This window comes from Neoalteromonas facilis (assembly GCF_002807665.1).
Taxonomy (GTDB): domain Bacteria; phylum Pseudomonadota; class Gammaproteobacteria; order Enterobacterales; family Alteromonadaceae; genus Alteromonas_E; species Alteromonas_E facilis.
On the sequence record NZ_PEAY01000001.1, the window covers coordinates 1 to 25,348 of the forward strand.

General features: G+C 40.1%; 17 protein-coding genes. 7 read left to right on the plus strand and 10 right to left on the minus strand.

Features of this window, described 5'->3' with window-relative positions; genetic code table 11:
- Positions 1–1,308, plus strand: a 1,308-nt coding sequence (locus CSH93_RS00005; protein WP_124748913.1) for an ATP-binding protein, incomplete at its 5' end; no start/stop codon positions are given.
- A gap of 45 nt (positions 1,309–1,353) precedes the next feature.
- Positions 1,354–2,429, plus strand: a protein-coding gene (locus CSH93_RS00010) for an IS3 family transposase (RefSeq protein WP_164078252.1) whose coding sequence is annotated in 2 segments (ribosomal slippage) — positions 1,354–1,603 and positions 1,603–2,429 — 1,077 coding nt in all. Because the reading frame shifts where the segments join, the coding sequence is not laid out codon by codon here.
- Between the two features lie 237 nt (positions 2,430–2,666).
- On the opposite strand, the gene CSH93_RS00015 is transcribed toward CSH93_RS00010, so the two are convergent.
- The 4 genes from CSH93_RS00015 to CSH93_RS00030 all read right to left on the minus strand — a co-directional run bounded on the left by CSH93_RS00015 (position 2,667) and on the right by CSH93_RS00030 (position 7,271).
- Positions 2,667–3,302 (minus strand): response regulator, encoded by a 636-nt coding sequence (locus tag CSH93_RS00015; protein WP_100640599.1) that lies wholly within the window; start codon positions 3,300–3,302, stop codon positions 2,667–2,669.
- 299 nt (positions 3,303–3,601) lie between these two features.
- Positions 3,602–5,623, minus strand: a complete 2,022-nt coding sequence (locus tag CSH93_RS00020) for a phytanoyl-CoA dioxygenase family protein (RefSeq protein ID WP_100640601.1) — start codon at positions 5,621–5,623, stop codon at positions 3,602–3,604.
- Positions 5,624–5,843: 220 nt separating this feature from the next.
- On the minus strand, positions 5,844–6,371 hold the full coding sequence (locus tag CSH93_RS00025; protein WP_100640604.1) for a hypothetical protein: 528 nt from the start codon (positions 6,369–6,371) through the stop codon (positions 5,844–5,846).
- A 117-nt stretch (positions 6,372–6,488) separates the two neighbouring features.
- Positions 6,489–7,271 (minus strand): hypothetical protein, encoded by a 783-nt coding sequence (locus CSH93_RS00030; protein WP_100640606.1) that lies wholly within the window; start codon positions 7,269–7,271, stop codon positions 6,489–6,491.
- 151 nt (positions 7,272–7,422) lie between these two features.
- Between CSH93_RS00030 and CSH93_RS00035 the strand changes: the two genes are divergently transcribed.
- On the plus strand, positions 7,423–8,058 hold the full coding sequence (locus tag CSH93_RS00035; RefSeq protein WP_100640608.1) for a response regulator transcription factor: 636 nt from the start codon (positions 7,423–7,425) through the stop codon (positions 8,056–8,058).
- Here CSH93_RS00035 and CSH93_RS00040 read toward each other — a convergent pair whose 3' ends face one another.
- From CSH93_RS00040 to CSH93_RS00060, 4 genes are all read right to left on the minus strand, one after another.
- Entirely contained in the window at positions 8,059–9,777 is a 1,719-nt protein-coding gene (locus CSH93_RS00040) for an ATP-binding response regulator (RefSeq protein WP_164078253.1), read from the minus strand.
- A gap of 640 nt (positions 9,778–10,417) precedes the next feature.
- The gene (locus CSH93_RS00045) at positions 10,418–11,170 is read right to left on the minus strand and encodes a hypothetical protein (protein ID WP_100640612.1); all 753 of its coding nucleotides are present in this window, start codon (positions 11,168–11,170) and stop codon (positions 10,418–10,420) included.
- 343 nt (positions 11,171–11,513) lie between these two features.
- Positions 11,514–16,652 carry a tyrosine-type recombinase/integrase gene (locus CSH93_RS00050; RefSeq protein WP_100640615.1) on the minus strand — a complete coding sequence of 1,713 codons (5,139 nt, stop codon included), beginning with the start codon at positions 16,650–16,652 and terminating at the stop codon, positions 11,514–11,516.
- Between the two features lie 683 nt (positions 16,653–17,335).
- On the minus strand, positions 17,336–18,337 hold the full coding sequence (locus CSH93_RS00060; protein ID WP_100640619.1) for an AraC family transcriptional regulator: 1,002 nt from the start codon (positions 18,335–18,337) through the stop codon (positions 17,336–17,338).
- Between the two features lie 101 nt (positions 18,338–18,438).
- On the opposite strand from CSH93_RS00060, the gene CSH93_RS00065 reads away from it, so the two are divergent.
- Positions 18,439–20,175, plus strand: a complete 1,737-nt coding sequence (locus CSH93_RS00065; protein WP_100640621.1) for an N-acyl-D-amino-acid deacylase family protein — start codon at positions 18,439–18,441, stop codon at positions 20,173–20,175.
- A 284-nt stretch (positions 20,176–20,459) separates the two neighbouring features.
- The gene (locus CSH93_RS00070; protein ID WP_100640623.1) at positions 20,460–21,233 is read left to right on the plus strand and encodes a type 1 glutamine amidotransferase domain-containing protein; all 774 of its coding nucleotides are present in this window, start codon (positions 20,460–20,462) and stop codon (positions 21,231–21,233) included.
- A 79-nt stretch (positions 21,234–21,312) separates the two neighbouring features.
- On the opposite strand, the gene CSH93_RS00075 is transcribed toward CSH93_RS00070, so the two are convergent.
- The gene (locus CSH93_RS00075) at positions 21,313–22,284 is read right to left on the minus strand and encodes a TolB-like translocation protein (protein WP_100640626.1); all 972 of its coding nucleotides are present in this window, start codon (positions 22,282–22,284) and stop codon (positions 21,313–21,315) included.
- A 327-nt stretch (positions 22,285–22,611) separates the two neighbouring features.
- Between CSH93_RS00075 and CSH93_RS00080 the strand changes: the two genes are divergently transcribed.
- The gene (locus tag CSH93_RS00080) at positions 22,612–23,616 is read left to right on the plus strand and encodes a hypothetical protein (RefSeq protein ID WP_124748914.1); all 1,005 of its coding nucleotides are present in this window, start codon (positions 22,612–22,614) and stop codon (positions 23,614–23,616) included.
- 21 nt (positions 23,617–23,637) lie between these two features.
- Positions 23,638–23,961: a hypothetical protein gene (locus tag CSH93_RS00085; RefSeq protein ID WP_124748915.1), complete on the plus strand. Its 324-nt coding sequence runs from the start codon at positions 23,638–23,640 to the stop codon at positions 23,959–23,961.
- Positions 23,962–24,658: 697 nt separating this feature from the next.
- On the opposite strand, the gene CSH93_RS00090 is transcribed toward CSH93_RS00085, so the two are convergent.
- Complete coding sequence (locus tag CSH93_RS00090) at positions 24,659–25,318, minus strand: MBL fold metallo-hydrolase (protein WP_100640632.1); 660 nt, start codon at positions 25,316–25,318, stop codon at positions 24,659–24,661.
- Positions 25,319–25,348: the final 30 nt, after the last annotated feature.

Below are 25,348 nucleotides of genomic sequence, written 5' to 3' on the forward strand. Positions count from 1 at the left end.
CTGATTAAAAACCTCAATGACGCGGTGTTGGTGGAGGATGAGCACAGAAAAATCATCATTACCAACCAGGCGTTCTGTGATTTGTTCAATGTTCCAGCTCCTCCAGAATCTCTGCTAGGGGCTGATTGCTCCGATTCTGCGGAGCACTATAAAGTATTATTCAAAGACCCCGAGGGATTTGTAAAAAGTGTAAATCACCACCTACGTAATAAAGTCATTAAGAAAAACGAATATTTTGAACTCACCAACGGCACGTTTCTGGAGCGCGATTATATCCCTATATTTGATGGTGAGACATATGTTGGACATTTATGGGTCTATAAGAATTTAACTCATAGATACGTATACGAGCAAAACCTGTACCAAGAACATAATCGATTCATTGCATCTGCTAGTCATGACCTTAGACAACCCACACAGGCTCTGAGTCTGTTAATTTCAGCGTTAGAAGAAAGTAAAGAAGAGTTAGATCGCGTTAAATTATTGGAACTTATCAAGAAATGTTCCTTATCGCTTAATGACATTTTGAGCGATATACTTGATATTTCAAATCTCAAAAATGGGTCGGTCAAGATTCATTTCAACCCAGTCAATTTATCAGCCATATTTAAATCGTTGGAAAGTACATTTTCACAGAAAGCTAACCAAAAGAAGATTTCATTAGTTGTGCCTGATATTTCGTATTGGGTTACATCTGATCACGTTTTGCTCCAACGTTTGCTATCGAACTTACTTGATAATGCAATCAAATTTACCGAATCGGGCTCAGTAGAAATTCTTGTTGCCCTAGTCGAAGCCAATAAACAGTTTTTACAAATATCTATAAAGGATTCCGGAAAAGGTATTTGTCCTAGTGAAAAAGCACATATCTTTGAGCCTTTTTACCAAGTAAGCAAATCTAATAATGGAGGTGTTGGCCTAGGGCTCTCTATAGTTCGGCGAATCTCAGAATTATTGAATTTAAACCTGACACTAGATTCGGAGCAAAGTGTAGGAAGTCTTTTTACTATTACGCTCAAACTATACGAAAAGCCCCCATCTTCTGAAAATTCTCTTATAGATGAATTCTCAGGTAATTTGAAAGATAAGACTGTTTTAATAATCGAAGAGGACGAAAATGTATTAGAAGGGCTGAAGTTTCTATTGTCTTTATGGGGGATGAAGGTATTAATTGGGACTGGGTTTGAAAATGTTAAGTCACTTTTTAATTCAGGTACTCAAATCGACCTGATCTTGTCAGACTTTAGGTTAAGCTGCGGAGAATCTGGATCAGAGACAATGACCTCTCCCCCAAATTTAACACCATGACTTTGATGAGATTTCCAATAAACTGGAGACAATGGAGATCTCAAAATGAAAAAGCGTTACAGCGAAGAACAAATTATAAAAGCCATCAAGCAGCATGAGGCTGGAGCCAAGGTCGATGATATTTGCCGAGATATGGGGATATCTACTGGCACGTTCTACAACTGGCGAAGTAAATATGCGGGACTTGAAGTCAACGAGGCTAAGCGACTAAAGGAGCTAGAGGCTGAGAACAACAAGCTCAAGAAGTTACTGGCTGACAAGTTATTGGAAGTCGAAGCCATGAAGGATGTACTGTCAAAAAAGTGGTAAAGCCAGCAGCAAGAAAGCCTGTTGCTCGCCACCTGATGGAGACATTCAAATTGAGTGAGCGAGTTGCATGCAGGCTAGCTGGCGTGAGCAGGACAGCGTTTCGTTACCAACGTAAGGACAAGGGCGATTCAATTGTCAGAACGAGACTCAAGGAGCTTGCAGCTCAATACCCACGTTATGGCTATCTGATGTTACATGGCCTGCTCAAAGGAGAAGGTCTAGTCGTCAATCGTAAACGCACCTATCGGTTATATATCGAGGAAGCGTTGCAAGTCAGAACCAAGAAGCGCAAGAAACTGACGCGACCTAGGCAGCCAATGGAGGTTCCAACCGCACCGAATGAGCGTTGGTCGATGGATTTTGTATCCGATCAACTAAGCAACGGAAGACGATTTAGAGTGCTCAATGTCGTTGATGATTACTCTCGAGAGATGGTGGGACAGTTTGTGTCAGTCTCTATCAGTGGTCGACAGGTTTCTCGTTTCCTGAGCCAAATGATTGAGCACCGAGGAAAGCCCAAGAAAGTAATTTGCGACAATGGCACAGAGTTCACCAGCAAGGCCATGTTCTTCTGGAGCAAAGAATCAGGTGTAGAACTAGGATTTATTCAACCAGGTAAACCTACTCAAAATGCGTTTGTGGAAAGTCTCAATGGCAAATTCAGAAACGAATGCCTAAACCAACACTGGTTCAGAACGCTTGATGAAGCGAAGTATGAAATTGACCTGTGGCGTGAGCACTACAACCATGTTCGACCGCATAGTTCACTGAATTATTTGCCGCCTGTTGAGTATGCAAAACAGGCAGCATAATATAAAAATTCTCATCGAGAGATTGGTATTAATCTCGGGGAAAGGTCAACAACTAAACGACTAAGAGATTATTTTGCTGATCAATCTGTCCCTTTAATCATACTGAGTGGAGATACAAACGAGGATAATATCGAGGAAATAGTAAGCGGAAGTGCTTTGTTGTATAAACCAATAAAACCGGCGCACTTAAGGAGCGCTATTCAACGATTATTGTTAAAACCTTAACTAAGCTAGTTACTATTTCATCAGTATCCCAAGGTTTTCAGCTTTCCTAACGCATTCAACGCGGTTTTTAGCTCCTAAGATCTTGAAAATGGTCTGTAAATGCGATTTCACTGTTAATTCGCTAATGTAAAGCACTGAACCTATTCCATTATTGCTTAAGCCCGCCTGAACCATTTTCAAAATTTCCAGTTGTCGATCACTTAGAATGGTACCTGTATTTTCTTCAGCAAACTTTGTCACCTGTAGCATTCTTGATTTTAATTTTTCTGGAAGTACCACCTCACCTAAAAGTGCAAGGCGAATGCAGTTGGCTACTTCCTTTGATGTTATAGACTTAGGAATTATTCCTAGCGCACCTTTGGAAAGCGCAATCCTTAGAAGTTGGATATCCTCGCTAGCCGACATAATGACTGTGGGTACAATTAGATTTCTGTTTATCATACCCTGCATAAAGGATATGCCATCAATCTCTGGCATTGATATATCTAGAACCAAAAGATCTGTTTTGATATTTAATGCCAGGTGTTGCATTGTTTCTTTTGGGCATGAGAAAGAGTGGACTAGAAAGTCATTAGAAATGAGTTGGAGACTTTCCTTTAAGCCGTCACTAATTAAAGGGTGATCATCAAGGCTTACAATTTCTATCATGGATTATCATATCAAAGTAATGTTGAGTACTTTGTAAGTCTTACATAGTGAAACGACTAAATTGGCATTTTTAATACTAAAGTAGGAAAGGGTTTTTTGCTTCACCGACGGCTATTAATATTAATGTTGAACTAGGATTAAATATAAAGCGGGTAAGCGATAATTTATTAAAAAATTTTCGGAACAATTTCACCTTTAATTGAGCACATCTCGATTGTGCTTCACAATAATGGAATTTAAATCAGGCAACTTGACCAACTAATTGAAGATTAGTGCAAATCCTACATTTAGAACAGTCATTAGCTGCGAATTTTAGTTTCAACAATAAATCTTTTATCTACATCCATTCCTTTTGGAGTAAGGTGTAATACTACACTGTGGCGGCTAAGCCTCATATCTTTTCGAATGCTACCGCCATGCGCTAGGCACGCATGCCAAAACAACGCTTGCCCTTTTTTGATAATTAACTCTTCTCTTTGGGAAATTTTGTTGGCTTCGGCTTTTAGCCAAGAAAAATACTGTGCATTTTTTTCATGAGTAGAGGTTCGTAAATTAATTTGTGGATAATTCTTATCATGTTCTGCCCAATACCCGAGCTTGTGTGTTCTCGGATAAAATTCAAGTGGTCCGCTATTGGGGTGGATGTCTTCTAATGCTATCCAGCATCCTATCAAGTAATTTCTGGGGTAAATATGAAACTGTGCATAATCTTGATGTAATGATTGTTGACTTCCAACACCAAAGCTCAGAGTAAAACCTGTTTCAGCAGGGCACCCGAATAACAAAGAAGCTATACGAATTACATTGGCATTTTCTGTCACTTTTTCAAAGTGTTCTGAATATTCGTCCATGCCGTGTATGCGCCAATTATTGTTAAATTGCATCCATTGCCTTTCTCTTTCAGGTAACGAGAGCAATTCAATCTGAGTCAGTTTTCTTGCTTTTTCTTCATGCTGCTGACGTAAACCTATAATTTCTAAGTTTGGAAAGCGTTTTTCTCCTCGCCACACATCATATTCAATCACTTTTTTTAGATTGTCACATGTTTCACTATCAAGAATATCTGCGATAATAAAGCCTTCTTCAACCCATTGGTAAAGAAGAGCTTTATCTTGCTCGGATATGTTTCTTTCCGCAATAATGTCTCTGGCGTTTGGTTGGTCGAACCAAGGTTGGAGTTCAGGGGATTTGGGCCACTGACCCTGAGCAGAATAGTCAACAGTGTTTCGGAGTGTTTGACTTTTTAGATTTCTCTTTCGATTACGTCTAAGCCTACCAAGTCTGTCAGGAGCTTTAAGAAAGTTGACAAGGTTGGATGTCTTCAGTGTAACCTTCTTTACAGTTAATCCTATCGAAATTGCTGCGCGGTCAGAATGACTTTTATTCGTATGTAAATACTTAGATGCCTCAACTATTGATTTGTAATCTGGAGAGCAGAATGAAGAAGCAAGAGCATAATTATGAATATTGCTTTCAAATCTGAGTCCAGTTAGTTTATTTAAGTTAGCTAAGTCATCAAGGTAATATTGCTGAATTTTTTCAATCACTAATGGCTCTACTGACAATGTGTATTGCTCTTGCTGTCTCAGTGCATTGTTTAGTTGTTCAAATGATATATCGTCATATAATTGAGTTTCTTTATCGGATACTTGCTGGACGATACTGTATAGCCCATTAGCTCTTTTCCAATGCGCTACAATTTGAGGTATCACTTTCCGTTCATTTGTATGAGGTAATTTGACATCGTGTATTGGAATATTCTCAAATCCTAGAAAATGGAAAAATTTTCCAAGCGTATGCCCTGGGAACTGCATTAACTCGTCTAGTTTGATGATGTGTACATGCTCGCGTCCAAATATATCGAGCGCAGTGGTTACAAGATCCGAATATTTCGGTAAATAATAGTCTGGCCTTTGCCATATTAATTGTTCAAATGATGTCGGTTTAAACGTCGAAAAATTTTGACTTTTTTGTCCAGTAGAAAAATGGTTGACCACATCATGTACGTAATGGGAGTAGGCTCTTTCTATCGGGTCTCTTAACATGATTAGACATTTTTTTTCTGAGTTTAAGTCTCGTATTCTTGTTAAAGCTTTTTTGTTCCGAAAGTAGCTCGGGGTGATGTCTACGCTGTAACCCTTAAACTTACGAGGGTCCTGTTTAAAGAGCTTCAAATAATGCTCTATGTTCTCAGAATAATTCTTATTGAAAAAGAAAGTCTCTTTCTTAATAGAGGTATTAAATAGGGGAGAGTTGTTCAGCATTGAAAAAATTGAGCTTGTACCGCATTTTTCTATGCCTATACCGATCAAATACTTCATTACAGTCTACGTGTTTTAAAGGTTAATTTTAGGGTTCAATGTTCTAGGGGACTTACTCGAATAGACTTCAAAGGCCAGTTTGAATTTCTTATAAAAGGCGACTGCTACAGGCTCTTGATGTACGTATCGCGTTAATGAAATTGAGTGAGTGTTTTTTTGAGCAAAGTCCATCTTAGTTCCTATTAAAGTCATTCAAACCTGTTATAACTCCCAGAGAAGTTCAGAGGTTTTGTTGTAGTTCATGCTTTAAGTTGATTTTTGTAAAAATAACTTTCTGTCCGAAATCAAATTCGTCAACTTTACGATTTAATTTATAGTCTTCACTACGAGAGAATTTCTGCTCGGAAATAAATGAAAGATGTGTATTAAATAGGTGTGATCTATCGATATTGTCATTATTAGAGGCATGAACAAAATCAAATTTGTAATTCCCCTGCGACCATTCTTTATCGTTCAGAACAAGTCTGACTTGATTACCTTGAGGACAATAATGGGTCAGATTTAATTTACCCTCGTCAATTGTATAGACCGTAATGGATGTTCGGTTAGCAGACATAGTCCAAAACTCAAGTAACGCATAGCCTCCAGATATCGATTTATAGTCAACGTCTACCGTTTGGCCATCAGGATATTTACCTTGCCATTGACCGGCTAAGCCGAATAAATGCTGGAACGTCTCTTCATGTTTGTCATATGAAAATGCGCTGAAACTTACTAACGAAACAAATAAAAAGATGCTCTTTCGCATTGCTCTTCCCTAATGTCAGACAAGCGTGATTTGAGTGATAATTTTTAAATGCAATTGGAAGGCTAAATTTCTTTAGCCTTAATTGCCCCAAAAAATTACAGGTTTGAGCCTGTGCCCTTAATTTCGTGTTCTTAGGTATTCAAACGCGAATAAGCTGTTACCAGAAGCTTTGTTGTAATATTGACAGTAAAGTTTCTCTCCGTTCGGTGGCGCTAGGGTGCTCGTATTGCCATGCACACTTAACATTGTTTTACCTCTAGACTTAAGGTCTTTATCCCATGCTGCACTTCTATCACTATTACTACCTTCTGCACAGGAGTCTGCATTATCCACGTTGTGTCCACAATGCAACATCATGTGCTTAGGTGACAAAAAATCGACCTTATAGGGATATTCTGACTTTGCCTCATCTAATGCGCCGGCTGATGGATTGTCAGATCTCACGCATTGCATTTCCCAGTCATTTGAACTGCCCATTGCTTTATACTTTGCTGAATCTACTTCCATATAAATTACTTGACGAGAGTGGATCGACGGAAGAATGCAACCTTTTGATATACTGGACGGTTGTCTATCAATGAATCCTGTGCGCTTTTCCTTGCTAAAGCCCTGTTGGAATTCGTAATCTCCCAATTTTCCAATTGTCACATTTTCTAACTCCAAACCAGCGCAATTAGTGAACTTAACTAAATCATCACTTGGGCCTCCTTCAAGACTAGGTGAACCTTTAGCTGCACCTGATGCTTCACCTGCCTTTTTTTGCGCACTTTCCGCACCATCCAAGGCTTTCGCTGCTTTTTCAGCTTTTTCTTTCAATTTGTCAAAAAACTGAGCTTCCGCATCGATAGAGTGAGCACTTAATCCTAAGCCAAGAGTGAGTAATAACGTGGTTTTACGCATAGTGTTTTCCTTATTGATACATCAGAGTATCAAGGCTATAGCGAAAGTGGCATGGGGCGACTAAAATTCATACTTTAGTAGCAAAAACAATGCGAAGTACTCTACTTTGTGTGAATATTGCTTCACTTAATTTTGTTAATTACTATACACTATGATTGAAATAGTAAGTCTTGATGATCATCCGATTTTCAGTTGTGGCCTATCTGAGAGCTTAAAGCAGTTTTCTGAAGAGTTTCGCGTTCACCCTTTTACCTGCCCTCAAAAAGCATTCAGTCACTTAAAAAGTAACCCTCAAACGGATTTGCTTGTTCTGGATTTGTCAATGCCTGAAATTGATGGTATTTCCTTTATGCATGGCATGGCAAACAGAGGGTTAATAACGCCAGTGATCGTTATGTCGGCATCTGAAGATATTCAACTTTTCCAAACAGCTTTGACGATGGGAGCGCTCGGTGTTATTCCAAAGTCTATATCGGCGATAGAAATTGCTTCCTGCCTCAGGCTTGCATTAAAGGGTGAAGTCGTTCTCCCAGAACGAGTTCGACGTCGGTTAAATGAGATGTCAAAGTTTGCCGATGAGAACACCGAAACAGTTCTCAGTAGCCGTCAATTGGAGATCGTTAAAATGTTATATGCCGGCTTATCAAATAGTGAAATTGCAAGCGTGCTATTCATAAGTGAAGTAACAGTTAAATCTCATTTACAAAAGATTTATAAGATACTTGATGCAAAAAATCGCGTTGACTGTCTTCGAAAAGCAGAAATTATGGGTATATTAAAGAAATAACTATGGGGCTAGTATACAGCGCTGAATGACACTGCGTAGGTGTGCTGGCTTGGTTGGTTTATGTAGTATCATGAATCCCCTGTTTGAAACTTCATCAATGATATCTGGGGCGGTATCTCCACTCAAAATAATAGCGGGGACATCTGGTATATTCATCTTCTTTCTCAGTTTATCAATGACATCCATACCATTTTCACCATCTTGCAGTCTGTAATCGGATAAAAGGATGTCTGGCGCGCGGTGATTGATTGTCTTGTCAAAGGCTTCTTGAATATTGGTGGCCGAAATGGCATTCATACCCCAAGCACTCACTTGAAATATTAGACCTTCTAATACCGTTTCATTGTCTTCTATGATAAGTATATTTTTGTTTGATAAGCTCCAAGTCTCTTTGGCTTGACCTATATCTTGACTCAGGATGGGTTTGTCACTTTGGCACAGTGTGATGCTAAAGCTTGTGCCCTGGCCTTCAGTGGATTCGAAATGAAGATCAATATCTAACTTCTGTGAAATCCGATTCACGATAGATAACCCTAAACCAAACCCTTTATTGCTATTCCTTTCGTTATTATGAATTTGATAAAAAGGTTCAAAAATATAGGTTTGCTCATCTTTTGCAATGCCAATACCTGAATCTGACACTATGACTTTGACCTGATTTTCATTCACAGTTTCACTTCTCACTTCAACAAAACCTATATCAGTATACCGAATTGCGTTATCGACTAAGTTAAATAGTAGTCGTTCTATCATGACTGAGTCTGTTTGAACCCAGCATTCACTACCATCTATATATAAGCTAACATTCTTAGCTTCGGCTTTAGGTTGGAAGGTGATATTCAATACCCTAAAGATTTCTTGTAAGTTAGTCGTACTCAGCTCAGGTTTAAATGTTTCGCTGTTTAATTTGGATACATCTAAGATGTTATTGAGAAGGTCATTTAGTGTAGAAGAACTCTTTTTGAGATGACCTATTAATTTTTCCCGATTTACCTCCTCGTGACTTTCTTCCAAAGCAGATATCAGAAGGCTTAAAGCCTGAGATGGTTGTCTTAAATCATGACTAGCCGCAGCAATAAACTGGTTAGTTGTCTGTACTAAAATTTCATTCTCTTTAATCAAAGATAAATGTTCGATTGTGTTACGGTAACTGATGTTTACCGTTCGCAAAGCAAAGAGTGCAAAAGCAATGTAAACAAAGACTAAGAGGTATGACGTTTGAGGGACTCCAGCGATGAATGCAATTACAAAAAGTGTCATAAATGGAATTAAGTAATAATAAAAATATCGATACCAAACAGCGCCTAATACAGTCGCTCCAACGCCTATACCTAGGTTGATCGCTAGAATAAAAACGGACTCTTGTGGGTAATGAACAAAATCAAGTGCAAACGCAGTACTGCCCCATAACAAAGAGCTACAGGCAACTAAAAAGAGTGAACCACGTTCTACTTTTTTGGATAAAATTTCAGTATCAGAATTTTGTAAATGCCAATTTATTAGCCATTTGCGTAAAAGTAGGAGTAGCACATGTAACAAAAACCACGCAGCTATATGTAAAGTTTCAAATAAGTCATAAGCAGCGATCACAAAAGCAGTACCAAGTATTAACTGCATAGCGAATACAGAGTTGTACATGGCGATCATTTTCTTTGCTTGTTCACGCTCTATGAAGTCCTGAACAATTGAACTGTTTTTGCTTATTGCGATCGATTTCATGGTGCCTCGACTCATTAAATTACTCATAAAAACAGAGTGTTGTTGCAACCTGATTTTTAAATTAAGCCTAATGCCGAAAGCACTTAAGTTCGAGTACTAAGATCTTTGCCGCGTTAGTGTTTAAAGTTAATTGATTTCACATGTTAATTTTATAGCTTTTCATCAAAGCCAAGTGACAGACTAACCAGAGCTATGGCCAATTCTTGCTCTATTTGATTTGATTGGGATATTTTGTCCGTTATTTAAGCATATGTGTTTCTATGTACAAGTTGCTCTTTATTTTTGTACGCAGCTTGAATTGTATAGATTTACATTTATCGCAGCGAATTCAATGAAAACTTAATGTGTATATAAACACATAATTAGACACAACAACCGATTTTTAATACTTTAGGATGATCGCTTTAGTGTGGATATTTATTCAAAATCATTAGCGTAAGGCTTACAAATAGAATTTTAATGGAACCATCACAGTTGTTCTTATCATTAAACGTTAACGACTGCTTTCAAAATACCACAGCTAGCATTTATTTGACGGACGCTATTGAACATCGAACGGACCACTACCTGTTATTAAGCATATCTTAGCGTTACCAGATTCAATGTTGCAGTAATACAAATTGGACGAACCAGACCTTATTTAGTCTTCATAAACAATTTCGGTTTGTTGACTGTGTGTTCCCTCTGGGCAGTATATGTCAACTATCTCTCCTCGAATAAGGCTATCTGTTATCTGAGTTGCGATAAATTGTATAATGACAGATGGACTTTTGGTTAGGCATGACATGATATTTTCATGTGCATCTCGATCGAACGAGATTAAATATCTTTTCTTTTCTTGCTTAAATTCAAGTCTTAAGCCTTTTAAGTTAATGATGTGAACTTGAGTTTCAATTATCACTTCAGTACTCACATTTATTTCATTGGCAGCTCTGTTAAGAGCGCTAATATTCAGGTTGAAGCGTTGCAGAACGGCGCCTAGAAAACCGGGTTTACTTCTCTTTTGTCGCAATTTCTCAATTTGCTCGAACTGCTGAATATTTCCTATCGCTCCTTTGAACTTTTCCAAAGCATTAAGGTCACCATTATTTTTAATCTCCTGAAGTTGTTCGCACTTTTTAATAATACTAGCGCAGCGTTCTTCTATTGCCTCCATTTCTGATTCAATAGGGAAGTTACCATCAGCAGTCTCCGCGGTGATTAAAAGTTCAATCAGAGGTTCTTTCTTCTCATTAAAGCTTATGCCAATCAAATAGCTTAATCTTAATCCTGAAAAAAGAATGTCAAATACTTCTACAATTGGCTTTATTTCTGCGTTAATTCTAGAGTCAACATAGAAAGTTCCGTTTACTTGTTGTAAATGGCCATCAATAGTTTGTCTTGCGAAAATCATTTTTTATCCTCATTTTATTTTGCGTCATATGTAGTAATGTTAATTCGCTACAAAACTTGGGAATTTTTATATAAAAAATTCATGGCAAACGAAAAAGCCGCTTTGCCTAGTTCTTTATATGTGAATGTAATTGAAAAAAAGTGCGCGAGCGGAGACAGAGCGGGGAATTTTAGGCTGTCTAAGGAAATAGTTTCGGTTTTAGTGTAGAAAATGAGTTTTAATGACTATTTAGGCTAGAAAAGCATCAATACACGATTAGACTGCGCGAGCCGTGGCGCACAGTCGATCGGGTTATAAAACGACTCCAACAAAAAAGGCTTAACTTGCTGTCATGTGAATTTTTTTAATTAATTGTGCGGTATTTTTTAAATATTTCAACTGACTTCTTTTCAAATAAATTTTGTACGCAAGCGATAAAGAAAAACCGATGTGCAAATACCATTAATCTATTTGAAGAGCTGTTTAGGTCATCCTTAAGACCAATCAATATTTGGCCCGTTTTTACTCTTTTATTTTTATGGAGTGCATTCACTCGATAGCTTCTTGATTGAGTAATTACATGTCCCTGTTTCTGGCCTTTATCTTGTTTAATATCGTTTGTTCTAACTTCTATTGTTAACCCTTCTGTGCTTTCGACTAGCTCAATAAATCTTTCTCTGCTTTTAGTGTCACCGATTAATAAACCATGGGCTTCTGTAATAAAATTGTCTTTCCATATTTTTGCTAATTCGCTTGTAGTCGAAGCGTCATTGCTTAGGGCATTCACTAGAATTTTGCTTTTATGTGCCTGATTTTGGGCGAAATTAAAAAGGGACTCGTTTCGCCAGATCCGTTTTATTTGTGTTTCTTCAGCCAAATTGCGGACAATTTGCGTTATTAAGCGTGCTTTCTCATTCTCTAAAAATAAATGCTTTTCTAACCATGCGTGATCACAACCATTTAATATTTCCGTCACAACAAATTCGAGTTGTTGCAATGATATTGTATTTGATGATGGAAGGGGTAGAGTTTGATATGAACCGATTGGGTCAAACGATACAAGCTCTTCTTTCCGTATCCCAGCTTTCTCCACAGCTTTTAGGATCAAGCTATTAATGAAATCGTGTTGGTCATTTGCTCTTCTTTTTAACTGACGAATTGTATTGTCTTTGATGTTAAACCAGCTCGATAATTTGGTCGTTCTGATGCTTGGTAGTAACGAATTAAGATATTCGAATAGCGGCACTTCAACTAAGTGACAATAGCTTTCCGCTGTCGTTATGTTTGAAGCGTGTCCTAATTGGCATGCTATGGCGAATGATAACCTTCTAGTTGCATAGCTGTGGCCTAGCATGAACCTTTGATATTCGCCTGGGTTAAACCAATCTTTAATGCCTTTTAAACTGTTTGCATTATCAGTCATCGTTAATGTTGTTATTGCCGACGCAAACGTATGTCGCGCGTCATGAATGACTGTTTTTTGTGAACCGGTGACGTGCTTCAGTATAGACAGTAGCTGTTGAGATAAAATTGACGCCGAAAAAACTTCCCATGGTGACTCTAGGTTCGAAAAAATCGCCGCGTCGTCTCCACTGAATCGCGCAGATAATTTGCTTAAAACGCTTTGAATCCTAGCTAATTCTTGTTCGGGTAAATGAGACAGCGGCACTTGACGAAAACCCGCTCTCGTCTTTGGTCGTCCTAATTTGTTTGCACGCACTAAAACTATTATGTGTTTGTTACTGATACAAATATCTCGAGTATCTAAAGATAGTGCTTCACTGACTCTCAATCCAAAGCGAAAGACAAGAATTGCAAGAAGACTTAGGTGACTCTTGTTAATTTCGCTTAACTGTTTTGTTTGGAAAATGAGTTGATGAGTCGTTTCATACTCTTGTGTTGTAATAACAGAGGCCCGCACTTTACTATCGCTGTATCGAGCGATAAATGCTTGGTCTAAATTTTCTAGAATGAGTTCGGGTTGGCCGTATTGTTCAACGCAATGGTCGTGGAAAAAGCGTAATCTTTTTGCTAAACGAGCCTTTTTATTTGTTCCGTTAAAACTTAGCGCATACAAATAATATTGTTCGAGTTCATCTTCGAGAAGGTCTAACCAATTATCTTGAAATGAAATAGAAAGTAGGGGAACACCTGCGCTCCGGACATAGTCTATAACCGTTCTTATCCTTATAAATTCTCCACTCTTTTTTTTCCTGCCCAATTTTTCAATTGCGTAACTTGCGAGTGTAACTAGTAATGATGAGTATTCATTTCTGATCCAATTCTGTCGCAAGCTTTCAATTTCTTGTTTTAACTCTTTACGATTTAGCTTTTTTGTTTGGGGGGAGATGCTCTGCGTTTTGGTTAAACCTTTTGAGAGGATGTCAAGCAATTGCTGAAACGACTGCATTAATTCCTTTAGATCAGGTGTTTGGCTCTGCTTTACCCAGTTTAAGTTGGGCTTTGAATCATACGATATTGAAAGGTCTTCTTTAATGAAATGGCCGTCTAAAACCCTCACAAGGTTGTGCTTTCGAAGGTGTGTTATCTTTAGGTCTCCAGCGCATGCTGCGGCCAATTGTCCGGGTAGCGAATCAAAAAACCATGATTTGGTTATGCGAAGCAGTTGATTAAGGTTTAGCTCGTAATCAAGATTTAGGAATAGAGTCGATAGGCTAGTCATTTTCCTTAATAGCTGAGAGCTCGCTTTTTCCGGAATTTTAATGCTGAATCGATTACGTCGATTTAGTTCAATGTACAAACTTAGAGAAACAACATCGATAAACCGTCTAACTAGTCGCCCCTCTTCGTACCACTCAAACCAAACATGATCGTTGCAGCGGACCAAGGAATGACGAATTTGAGCCCATAGCGCTTTTAGGTCCTTATGGTTTCCGATACCACAATTGATGATTAACGAAATAACCAGTAAGCCTTCAACTTCCTTGTTACTTAAAATGGACAATTCGTCAGGAAGATGATTAATGATCTCCGCTCTAAGATAATTAATTCTCCTAACGTTAAGAATATGGTCATTAAGGATCGGAGACGCTTCATACTGTGGAGCATAATGGAGATTGAACTGATTTGAATTTCCATTTCTAGGCATGCGGTCCAAAAAGGTATGTAGATGATTTATAGCTGCGCACTTTTGATGCACTGTCCAGTCATTTGCTTCGCCCAACTTGTCAATAAATTGGTTAAAGTGCTTTTCGTTCTCAAATTCGACAATTTGTTGTCTTTTAATTTCTTGATATACAAGTTGTTCAATACGCACAGGGGGAGGGCGAGTTACGAGTTGGTCTCTTAATATAGCCTTACTTAACTCAACGTTACCTAGTTTAGGGATGTGCCCGTGAGCGAAGGATAAAGATGTTGGTACCACCTCAAACCCTAGTTCGAGAAGCCAGCTATCAACATAGTCATCCCATGACTTTTCATAAGCTTTAATTGGATACAATGATGTATAGGTATAGGGGAGCTGACCAATACCACTGTGACCTGATGATGCCAATATCCATTCTGCTGGCAATCCTTTTTCTCTTAATCCTGTTATATACCAATGACGCTGAATATTACGCTGTATATTTCTCGGTAGTCCTAGAGATTCAAAAATCGCTCTAGTGCTTATGGGAGAAGGTTTAATATCATCAGCGTCAGAGAGGTAAAAGAAGTACGGAATACTGTTCAGATTTCGCCCGATGTTTTGACTTAGCGTGCCAACATATTTTGAGAGATCTTTGTTGTATTTTTTTAGTGCTTTAGATAAGTGGATCAGGTGTTCATTGTACTGATTCAGTTGTAATTGCAATTGCTTGCTAATTTTCACAAGTCTCGGATTTTCGTATTCTTTGACTTTATCGTTTACCAACAACCACTCTTCACTGATGTTTACTGCATCTATCGTGAAGGAGTTTCTCTCTCGGTGACCTGTTGCACAGTGCAACATCCATCCTACATATGAGACATAGTCATTATGATATTTAATGATATCGTGCAACTCTGTACTAGCGTTGATCTCACGGTGACTACTGAGAGAGCCAATAATATTCTTTATGTGCGCTTTGTGATGCTCGGGGGCCCAAAATAATTCAGATCCGTAGCGACCAAGTTGTTTAAGGTACTCATTTTCATGAATGGTGAGGCCCATTTCACGAATTGCATTTACTATTAAATTTTGTAAATCGGCTGCTTCAAAAGACGCGTAATACAGCGCTATGGATGGTGAGAACTCATCGTTATTTATTGCATAGCTCGATTTAACCTCATCAGAAATGTTTGAGATCAACTTGTTAAATATCAAAGAGCGAAGCTTAAGGGGAGTCAATCTGTTGTTGCCACGAGAACGTACCTGAAGGCAATATTTATCGAGCGCACTTTTCATGTCTTTAGGAGAGGGAAACCCTAGTAATTCCCCCAAGGTGGTCGTTGTGTTGACCGAAATTAAACCGTCAGCTTCGATTGGCAGAGGAAGGAAAAGCTTTTGAATTACCGGTTCGAGGTAATCATGCTCATTTGGTTGTCTTACAAACTTTCCTTTAAGTGTTGGGAATTTAGAGAACCAGATGTTGAGCGCGCCGCTTATTTGGATCTGAGTAGACTCTTCATCAAACTTATCGACTATTTGAGCATAAAAAAGTTGGTCACAGTCTAACGAGGTCGCTATTGTTAAAATGGCGAGGGTTCTTAACTTCGATGGGGAGTCATTTTTGATTGTCTCGACAGTTTTTGCCTGCTCAATTGGATTTAGAAACTCCCATGCATATGGCAGAAACTGGTTGTCCATCGCGGAAATGTATTGCGCACTTGCAAGCCGTGCAATTCTCTCATGAAAAGTTAAATGTTTTAGCGAATTTTCATTATCAACTTCTTCAAAAACATCAGTAATTGCTTCAACGTCTGTTAGGTTGTAGATCTTCCTTTGTGTGAATTTCTCAGGTGGTAATTCTTGTATTATGTCCCTTTTTTTCACTCTAGCTTGCTGAGATTTCCCTGGTTGGTCTACTTTGTCTCTGAGCGCTGGAATACTTTCTTGTGGGATCGCAGCCTCTGATAGATTTAAGTAATCGGGCAAATCGAACAACTTGCCAACATTAGATTGCTTGTCAAAAAGCTCCAATATAAGCTCGGATTCAGAAAGCGTTGAGGATGGCCAGATGATTGGATGCTCTACACTTTTTGAGTAGTTCCTGATTTTCTGGCAGAGCCTATTAATTTTATTTGGAACTTTTGTGGTTGCTAGATTGTTTTCGGTTGCCGTTTTTACTAGCCAAAGAAACAGTATTGCTTGTAACGCATGAATCGCTCTGATTTGCCCTTTATCAAATGCAGTAACTCTTTGTGTCAATATCGAAAGAACAGGGTATAGATGTAATCTGCCACTTAGTACATTCTCTCTATTACGTGATGATGATTTTGAAGGGATAAGGTAATTAGCTCGGGCTAAATCATTAACTGCAATCAACGTTTGTTGTGGGAGAGAGGTTTGCAGGAAATCAAACAAATCGACAAGCTTTTTAATCCTAAGTATCGCGTCGTTAAGGCCGTCAATATTCGAATCCTCTTCGAAAACTCCACCCGCGGAAAGCTTTAAAACCTAAATGCCTTATTAATTTAAAACACAAGTCTTTGTGCGAAAGCTCATCGATAAATTCGGAAGATAAAGAAGCACTCATTAGTTCAGGCCGATTCAAAGCATTGAAGAAACAAGTGGCGAAATAAAAAATACTGGGTTAAGGTCATTTTGTATATCGCTTTAAAAAAGCAAAAAACGTTACACAAAGTCTAGTTTGAAATTATTTTTATTTCATTACTTACTTTTTATGTCACAAATAAAAAATATTAAAATAAATAAAAACAAGTAGTTAAAAATAGTAAATATAATTAAAGTATTTTTAAGTAAAATAATGTACTAGTAAAAAATGGGTCTCATAACCCGATTCAAATCCTGCTCCCGCAACCAAACATAAAGCCCTGATTTATCAGGGTTTTTTTGTGTTTGAAATGCGTCAAAATTTTCCTGATTTTTCACTTTTGGGCACGCGGTGCTAGCTCGGACTTGCTCTTTTTGAGTCACTAGAAAAACAATAAACGTTACAGTTCTAAAGCGGTTGATAATTAAAATCATGGCGGCGCTTGCTAAATAACACGGTTGTCGTTTACGTTATACAAAACGATGGTAAACCTCTAAGGCGTTTGACGATACTGTCGCGGTGACTGGCCTGTGTGCCTTTTAAAAGCTCTGGAGAAGTTAGCCACTTCTTGGTATCCGAGGATCATAGCAAGCAAAGTAATATCAATGTCACTTTGGTGTAAATACCATTTCGCTTTTTCCATTCGAATGTTATTCAACAGTGTTTTGTATACAGTTCCTTCACGGGCCAGGCTACGCTGTAGGGTTCGTTTATGCATATCTAATTGTCGCGCAATGAACTCGAGTGACGGTTGAGTGGAGCCAAGTAGCTGCTCAATTAGCGATGTTACGACCTCTGTGATGCTGCGACGATGTTGCCTTGCGTACTGAAGAACCTGATTCTGCGAAAATACTGCATCTTTTGGATGCGCAAAGCAAAATGCACTATCCAACAAGGTCGAAGGAAACGACAGCCTGTCCTGTTCAGTATTGAACACAACATCTATACCTAAAACTTTTTGATACGCAGATTGCGGAGCAATAGCGCTGTGTCGCAATTGTAACGTCGCGCCCGAAAATAGGGGGCCTAATATGAGTTTCAATAGTTTGATGCACGTTGCAAATGCTAGCTCAGTATATTGGTTGGTATTGGGCTTGTTTCTTAACAGGTCGTAGCGATTCAACACTGCGGTGTTTGAGCCGCGTTCAAGTTGCCATATTTCTGATTGATTGTGATAACTCATGTAGCTATTAGAAAGTGCGATTGCGTTATTTAGGGTACCGGCGCTGCGCAACAAAAAGCCTAATTCGCCAAGAGCACCAAAGTCCTGTTGGCTTCCTAATAGTAATCCGAATTCAAGAACCGATAAGGATGTCGCAGCATCGTTTAGGATCGCAGCGAATTGGGCCACGGGAATTCTGGCTTGGCTGCTCTCTATTGCGTCCTCACTCAAATTATATGGACGCAAAAAATCTTTCGGCTCACCGCCAAAATGACGGACTAGTGTGGGAAACCCTTGTAATGCGCTGACTTGGATCATCAATGTATTGGGCATTACTGGATTTCTCAACAAAGAGGGAAGGTGTCATCAAATGATAAGTAAATCTTGTTTACTTCGTCAATGATGGGTTCATAAAACGAGTTTGAGTTATTTATATGGCGCTTTACGATACGATCATTTCTGGTGGACGCTACTTTGATGGCACCCCAAAACCTTCATCGATTCAAAACATCGCGATCAGAGATGGCGTAGTGGTTGAGGTAACGTCATCACCGCTGGATGCAAATTTAGCAGAAACATACATAAATGCTGAAGGATTATGGGTGATGCCGGGGTTTATCGATACACACACGCATTACGATGCTGAAGTGTTAGTGACACCGAGTTTGTCTGAATCGGTCAGGCACGGAGTAACAACGGTGATGGTTGGCAGTTGCTCTCTTAGTATGATTTGCAGCGATTATGAGGATGCATCAGATATTTTTACCCGCGTTGAAACCGTTCCACGTGAACGAGTCCTTCCCATATTAAAACAGAAAAAAAATTGGTCTTCTCCCAAGCAATGGGTCGAGTTTATGAATCAGCAGCCCTTAGGCCCGAATGTGATCAGTATGCTGGGACATAGTGATTTACGAACGGCAGTGATGGGGTTGTCTCGAGCCACAGACAAAGCGATTGTACCCACTGAAGAAGAAATGGCAGAAATGGAATCTATACTTGAAGAAGCAATGCAATGTGGCTTCCTTGGGTTATCGAGCATGCGCTTGAAGTGGGATAAAATTGACGGAGACAGAGAATGGTCGAAAAGCCTCCCAAGCACCTATGCCCATTGGAATGAAATAGCCAGGCTCAACACTATTCTGAGGCGCTATAATCGCGTTCATCAAGGGGCCCCGAATGCATCTGAGCCGCTCAAAATATTCGACTATGTGAAAGAAACCATTGGTTGGTTTCGGCGCCCGTTAAAAACCACTCTCATTAGTCGTATGGATTTAAAAGGCAGTGCATATATCAATATGCTAACTAAGTTGGCAGCGTCTTTCGCAAATGCGCTTAATGGTAATTTCCGCTGGCAGGTGCTGCCAACGCCCTTTACTGTGTACGCTGATGGGATTGATGTTGTGTTTTTTGAAGAGTTTGGTGCGGGCGAAATGGCACTTGATCTCAAACACAAAGTCGAACGAGATGCCTTGTTGAAAAATGAGGAATACCGCCGTGATTTCCGTAAATTTTACGGCGAAAAGTTAAGTCCACGTGTATGGCAACGCGACTTTAGTGATGCGATCATTCTAGACTGCCCCGATAATTCTCTTAAAGGAAAAGACTTTGCGACCGTAGCAGCGGAGAGGGGGATCCATGTGGTCGACTTGTTTCTCGATCTTGTCGTTGAATATGGAACATCGTTGCGCTGGTATACCACAGTGGCTAATCATCGCCCTGGCATACTGAAAAAGCTGGTTCGTGATAAAACGTCGTTGATCACCTTTAGTGACGCAGGCGCTCACATACGCAACATGGCCTTTTATAATTTGCCGCTACGTTTATTGAAGCTTGCACACGAAAATACTGACCCTGACTTTATTTCACTGGAAGAAGCGGTATGGAGAGTAACGGGCGAGCAGGGGGAGTGGTTCGGCGTTGATGCAGGTAAAATTCGACAGGGTGATAGGGCTGATATTGTTGTTATAGATCCGTCTGGATTGTCGCAAGATCTGGAATCTGTTGACTGGGCGGATATGGAAAACTTTGATTTAAAACGATTGGTAAACCGAAACCCTGGTCTGGTAAAGCACGTTTTGATCAATGGTAACTTTGCCGTTAGAGATGAATCTTTGTCATCCAATTTAGGCGTTTCACACGATTACGGTTCATTCTTGCCCGCCGTCGAGTAAGCGCGCAGACGAGACCACTTATAGCATGTTTTGAATGGCGTCTAGTAAGCAGACAACGGAATAAGTGCGGTTTGATGCCACTCGTCGAACTGTAGGTGCTGAAGCATAAGATGCCACACAATATGACCAGTAATCTGTACATTGTTGTATCTCTCCAAAATAAATTTCTCCTCACTTTAGCAACAACAATGTGAAGGAAGTGTCGGCAAACTTGCGCGAAGCCTTCACAAAATAACGACATTCAATGCGGTAAATTTGCTAAGGAGCAACAGAGGAGTTAACTCATGAGAACATTACTTTTAGTATTTTTGGCTTTCACAATCTGTGGATCTGCAATTGCCAACGAGGAACCGCAAAAGAGGGTACTCATTGTTGCATCCAATAAGCTCGATATGGGAGATCCAGAAAAGCATGAAGCGAGAAACGATTTGTTTGAATTTGCCCCTCCGTATCATGTGTTTGTCAGCCATGGGTATGAGGTTGATTTCGTCTCGCCTGAAGGCGGGAAGGTGCATTTTATGAGAGACCCGTTGGGTATTTCGAGCTACACAATCAAGTATGACGGGTTTTTAGATAAAGCAAATAATACGCTAACACCAGAGCAAGTTGATCCCGCTAACTACTGGGGCGTTTTCACCGGTGGAGGTTATGGTGTTATGTTTGATGTCGCAAGCGACGAAAGAATACAGTCCATAATTGCCGATATATATGAAGCGCAAGGTGTCGTTGGAGCGGGTGGTCACGGCTCAGCCAGCATTACAAATGTTAAGCTATCGAATGGCGAGTTCTTGGTAAAAGGTAAGAGGGTCGCGGGTTTTCCTAACTCCACAGAAACCACTAAACCTTGGGCTAAACAAGGTACATTGCTCCCTTTCTTGATTGAGAGTCAATTAAAACTGAACGGTGCAATAGCCGAAAATAAAGAAACGTTAGCAGACAAGCATGATGTTGTTATTGACCAGCGTGTTGTCTCTACGATGTTTTTGCCATCTGCAGCATTAGTGGCCAAAGAGATGATTTTATTGCATCAACAAAGCGACAACGCGGATCCTAAATAGGTACATATCAACGAGTCGTATTGAGTTCTGGACTGGCTGCAGTGGCAGCCAGTCGAATTGCATCCTGACTATACGATATTCATTTTTGCTCAGCTCGGGTGTCAGCAATAGCCAGAACATCTTTCAATGCAACTCGATAGATGCCAAGTCCATTATCGAATGCGGCAGGATCTTGGGATTCTCTGTTTGAGGTGAAGTACAGCCATAAATTGTTGCGTGAAACAAATGGGCTACCGTCGATTCCCTCGCTATTAAAAGCTTTGCCAAGATTTTGAGCCTTGCTCCAGTGACCGCGTTGATTAAAACTAACATACAAATCGGTCATACCTACGGAGTCCTCATCTTTCATTCGCGCAAAGAGTAAAAATGACTCATCAGGGGCTACAAATGGGTCTCCTTCAAGTAGCGTCGTGTTAACTTCACTACCGAGTCGCTCTGCCACTTGATATTGCCCATCAACCAATCGGGAAACGAAGATATCCAAGTTGTCTCCAGCAATGCGCCTCGCAAAATATACGTCGCCGTTGGCAGTCATGCTGGGATAAAACTCATCTTGTTTAGAATTGATGTTTTCCGGAAGTTTTGTCGGCATAGACCACCCTGACGCAGCTTTTGTGCTGACATAGATGTCGTGATCCACCATTGGGGTAGCTTTATCAAGCGGCTGTCGTGCAACGTAAAGTAATTTTTGTCCGTCTGGCGATATATGTATATCAGTCCCATCGACTTCTAAACCTTGGATAGTGATAGGGGATACGCTAGTAACGTTGCCGTTAGACAGGTTGCCTTTCATTATGATGATACGTGAAAAATCGGCAGCGACTTGAGTGAAGTAGAGGGATTGACTGTGCGGATCCAAACTATTGTTAAATGTTGTAGTGTCTATGTCGTTGTGTACCTTTTGTATCACCAATTCGACGGGAGGAATCAGCAGCGACGTCGATAGGCTGGTATCCACATTGGCGAGAAGAAGCCCTGTGTGCAAGCAAAATAGTCCTGCAATCGTCATGGCAGGCGATCCGAAGCGACGGCGAGAGGGGGAAGCAATCATGGGGTAGTCCTTATTTTGTCACTGGGTGAAGCAAACAACAGATGTACTGTCTATGGGGTTGGCCTACGCCTGAATTTGGCTATAGACAATCTATTGAATTGCAGGACACAGTATGAGTATTTAAAAATAGAGTTGAACTTTGTTTAACTCTATAAGAGGGGGAATGAGCGGGTGTTAGTTTAGGTTGAGGTTTACAGAGGCTCAGGCGTTATTCAACGAGTCAAATCTTCGTCCCATCGCGATAAATGTAAGCCTCAGTCTAAGCTTACTTTTTATGGGAGCGTTCACCTAGGTTTGAGTACTTACCTTTCAACTTAGGCCAACAATATGTTCCGAATAAAAAGGATTATTCTACCGTTATGTGTTCTATGCGTTTCTTCGCTCAATGTGCAAGCTGCCGCATACTCCGAATGGTGCACAGGTATATCGTTCAGAGAGACACCGTTTGCAGATATTAGCTGTGCGAAACAGGTTTCACAGTCTGATGCAAAAAACATTAAGCATTTCCAATTTGATTATGATGATGACGGGCGCTTGGTTCGATTGCGATACCAGTTGCATGGTAAAACAGTTGCGTTTACTGACCGCTTTGTTCGCGCTCCTCATATCGAAATATCGTACAAAGACAATCAGGAAATTCGTCAGTTTTACGATCATCATGGTGCAAGAACGCTGGTTTCTGGCGATGTCTATGAAGCAATATTTGAATTAGATGAAAGAAACAGAAGACGAGAGTTATCTTTTTACAATGTTTCTGGTGACATAATTAATAATGATTTTGGCATTGCACGATATACATGGGGTGTCGAGAGCAATGGGGATGTTGTTGAGCACCGCTATGATACGGCGGGAAAGATTGTTCGAAATCGTCCGGGATTTGGCTATTTGGTCACTCGCTTTTCATTTGATGCGCAGGGATTGTTAACGCGAATGTATAACCTGGGGATTGAAGGAAAGCGCTTAACTGCTGATGATGCTGGTGTGGCGATGACACAGATTGAATATAACCAGCAGCGCCAATTCACGCGCTGGTTGAATTTAGATATTGAAGAAAAACCAATTAAAGGCCTCAGTGCAATCGCTGATATACGCTACGCTCCGTCTGCTTATGCAGTTGAGAATGTCGCACGGTTTATCGATGAAAATGGCAATCCGCAGACAACTCGCTGGGGGGCGCACAAAGTAATCTATGAATTTGACCAATACGGTAATCCGACAATGAGGCAGTTTTTTGGGCGCGACGATAAACCAACCGAATCTACTTCCGGCATTCATCAAATAAAGATGACGTGGAGCGATGATGGACGCATGCAAACTTCAGAGCTCTACTAGGATCTGTCGGGGGCAATGGTTATGAGCGGTGCTTCACAAATACATGGCACTGTATCGTCGTTAGATAATGAGGGGCGGTTAAGCTCTCGCGTTTTCATTGATACTGATATGCGGCCTGTCGTTCATAAGACACTGGGCTATGCGATGGAACAATATCGATATCAAGATCAGGGATATGTAGCAGAAATGAGTTATCTAGATCTAAATGGGAAGCTAAAAAACCACGCGACATTGCAGGTGGCTAAATTCATTTATCGATACGACGATAAAGGCAACATACTCAGTGCAAAAGCGTATGATGAAAGCGGAAAAGAGACAGTCCCGCAGTGGGATCCAGCGCATTAAACGGTGCTAGCAGTGAAAGAGTTATCCATATTGTGGTTATGCCATTTAAAGCTTCTCTAAGGTCGCTTCACAGCGACCTTAGGCTATAGGCTAAACGCAAAGGAAAAAGAGCGCATATTTGCTAGGGCTTAGGCTTTTCTCTTTTTTTCGAAGCTCACAATGTCTTGCATCATAGAAAGCGTCTCACCAATTTCATCCAATCCAAATAAGTAACGATTTTTGATATGTTCCGGTAAATAAAAGAAAGTATCGGTAATTCCTTTGCAACTAATTTTATTGGTCTTTATGTCGACAGTTAAAGCGTCGCAACCGGTTGGGTATAGGCGAGAGACCTGATCGATAAAGTCACTGTGTACTTTTAGAGTGAGTAAGTTACAACCGCTGAAATGTTGTTAGATGTACAAGCGACAAGTCTTAAGACTCGCCTGTACATGCGAGACAGGGTTATGAACTATGAGTCTGTATTGGGAGGCCTGACAATACCTGTCATGATAAGCCATGGACGCAAAGATCATTATTCGCTACCGCTATTAGCAGACCTGTTACATCGGCATATCCCCAACTCCCGTCTATGCTGGTTTGAGCAAAGTGGGCATATGCCGTTTTTTCAAAAATCAGAGCAATACAATAGCACGTTAGCAGCGTTTGTAAGCGATTCGTTAATTCCACCCCAAGTAGTCACAACTGGGGGCTGACTTTACTCAGCCAACATGTGTTGAATAACCTCTTCAACATGATAAATCGTGTTTTCGTGAAATTGCTCATAGGCAGGTAACTGCCTAATAATGGCGTGTATTCGCTCAGATTGCGCAATGGCCTCTGTACTCATACCCTGTTTGTACAGGCTTCTAACACCCTCGTAGAAAGCTGTGTATATTGGGATGAGGTTTTTTAAGTCCATCTGTGAGAACGTAACATCATTTACGCGGTTACCTTGCACGAAAATGGTTTCCTCATCGGTGATACGAATTAATTCTTGTAGAGACTCAATATGCGCTTTGTAGCCGTTGCTGCCTGAGTAAACTAACCAATCACTGCGTACTGCATCACCCGTAAAAACAACATTATTCGACTTAAGGGTTGCCACACTGCTATCGTCTGTGTGCGCCTGTGTACGAAGCATTTGTATTGTTTCGGAGCCCACATGAATGTTAGTGGTTTCAGGGAAGCTTAGGTCTATGGGGATCCCCTTACTCAAAAGGTTCTCATGGCCAATCGCTATTGCATTTAATGCTCGAAAATATGATAGGGCATTATGGTGGAATGGGTCGGAGTCAATCACGACTACGTATTTAATCGGGAATGGTGATAAGTATTTGACTAACCTTTCAATGGCGGGCGCATAGCGCTTCATCATGGAAGATTTGGATTTCTACTCAAATTGAAA

Excerpts from the sequence above, each read along its gene's own strand:
- CSH93_RS00035 (WP_100640608.1), top strand. The coding sequence starts at position 7,423 with ATGATTGAAATAGTAAGTCTTGATGATCATCCGATTTTCAGTTGTGGC.
- CSH93_RS00030 (WP_100640606.1), bottom strand. The coding sequence starts at position 7,271 with ATGCGTAAAACCACGTTATTACTCACTCTTGGCTTAGGATTAAGTGCT.
- CSH93_RS00065 (WP_100640621.1), top strand. The coding sequence starts at position 18,439 with ATGGCGCTTTACGATACGATCATTTCTGGTGGACGCTACTTTGATGGC.
- CSH93_RS00090 (WP_100640632.1), bottom strand. The coding sequence starts at position 25,318 with ATGATGAAGCGCTATGCGCCCGCCATTGAAAGGTTAGTCAAATACTTA.
- CSH93_RS00015 (WP_100640599.1), bottom strand. The coding sequence starts at position 3,302 with ATGATAGAAATTGTAAGCCTTGATGATCACCCTTTAATTAGTGACGGC.
- CSH93_RS00020 (WP_100640601.1), bottom strand. The coding sequence starts at position 5,623 with ATGAAGTATTTGATCGGTATAGGCATAGAAAAATGCGGTACAAGCTCA.
- CSH93_RS00040 (WP_164078253.1), bottom strand. The coding sequence starts at position 9,777 with ATGAAATCGATCGCAATAAGCAAAAACAGTTCAATTGTTCAGGACTTC.
- CSH93_RS00070 (WP_100640623.1), top strand. The coding sequence starts at position 20,460 with ATGAGAACATTACTTTTAGTATTTTTGGCTTTCACAATCTGTGGATCT.
- CSH93_RS00025 (WP_100640604.1), bottom strand. The coding sequence starts at position 6,371 with ATGCGAAAGAGCATCTTTTTATTTGTTTCGTTAGTAAGTTTCAGCGCA.
- CSH93_RS00045 (WP_100640612.1), bottom strand. The coding sequence starts at position 11,170 with ATGATTTTCGCAAGACAAACTATTGATGGCCATTTACAACAAGTAAAC.
- CSH93_RS00080 (WP_124748914.1), top strand. The coding sequence starts at position 22,612 with ATGTTCCGAATAAAAAGGATTATTCTACCGTTATGTGTTCTATGCGTT.
- CSH93_RS00060 (WP_100640619.1), bottom strand. The coding sequence starts at position 18,337 with ATGCCCAATACATTGATGATCCAAGTCAGCGCATTACAAGGGTTTCCC.
- CSH93_RS00075 (WP_100640626.1), bottom strand. The coding sequence starts at position 22,284 with ATGATTGCTTCCCCCTCTCGCCGTCGCTTCGGATCGCCTGCCATGACG.
- CSH93_RS00085 (WP_124748915.1), top strand. The coding sequence starts at position 23,638 with ATGAGCGGTGCTTCACAAATACATGGCACTGTATCGTCGTTAGATAAT.